This is a genomic window from Vibrio sp. 2130-1 (assembly GCF_033339515.1).
In genome coordinates, this window is sequence record NZ_JAWOUT010000120.1 from 1 (window position 1) to 924 (window position 924).

The following is a 924-nucleotide window of genomic DNA, read 5'->3' on the forward strand; positions in this document are numbered from 1 at the left end:
ATCGACGGTTATCTTTCATCTGTTGCACTTGAAGGCTCTTACGTTTCTATGATTGCTGACGAGCCATTCTTTTATGAGAATCTTGGTTACAAGCTAGTGGCTCCTAAAAGCCAAGGAATGACGAAAAAATTTAAACCGCAAGCATAAAGCCTAGCCGATTAAACAGATAAAATGAACAATAAAAAACAGGAGAATATACTCCTGTTTTTATTTTAGATTATCGCTTAAGCCACTTCTGGAATTGGCTTTGGTGGTTGTTCCAAATCGGGTTCTTTTTGCACGGTTGGAACAATCCCTTCACCGACTGCACTGAGGTAGCTGCCACTGAGTTTGATCGCAAGATACATATCGGCACGCAGCAAAATCCCGCCTTCGCTGGTGCTTATTCCCTTTAACTCACACCTTTGACGCAAGCGGCGTTTTCTTCCCGCGAGGACTGATCGTATTCCTCTTTTCTTGAGCACTTCGTGAATGTCGGCCAATGTCGCCATGACACTCAAATCTAGGTGAGTAAAGCTTGATACGGCATCGACTACGACACAGCTGACATCTTTGTTTTGCTCTGCGTGCTCTAGCAAACGACGCTTAAAGTACGGCGCATTAAAGTAGGTCAACGGTGAGTTGAAGCGATAAATCACCATTCCCGGAATTGGAGACGCTTTTCCGGTTTCATCAATGGTGCGAATGGTACCTTTTTCATCCAGACCCAGTAGTTGGTCACTTGGTCGCATGACGATGCGTAAAAACTGAAATAGACCTAATAGAACTGCCAGTGTGATACCCGGAATAACCCCAATCACTAGCACGGAAATAAAGGTAATGATGGCAAGGTAAAAGGCATCTTTGTCACGTGTTTTCAGTATCCATATGGCTTTGAGGTCAAGCAGTGACAGTGACGCGATGATGAGTACCACGCCGAGTGAC

1 protein-coding gene and 1 pseudogene are annotated in these 924 nt (G+C 44.7%); one reads left to right on the forward strand and one right to left on the reverse strand.

The window, feature by feature from the left end:
- Positions 1–147: pseudogene (locus tag R7Q09_RS24620) on the forward strand (GNAT family N-acetyltransferase); the annotation flags it as partial.
- Between the two features lie 77 nt (positions 148–224).
- On the opposite strand, the gene R7Q09_RS24625 reads toward R7Q09_RS24620, so the two are convergent.
- A partial coding sequence (locus tag R7Q09_RS24625) for an STAS domain-containing protein (RefSeq protein ID WP_318143758.1) occupies positions 225–924 on the reverse strand: 700 nt, incomplete at its 5' end.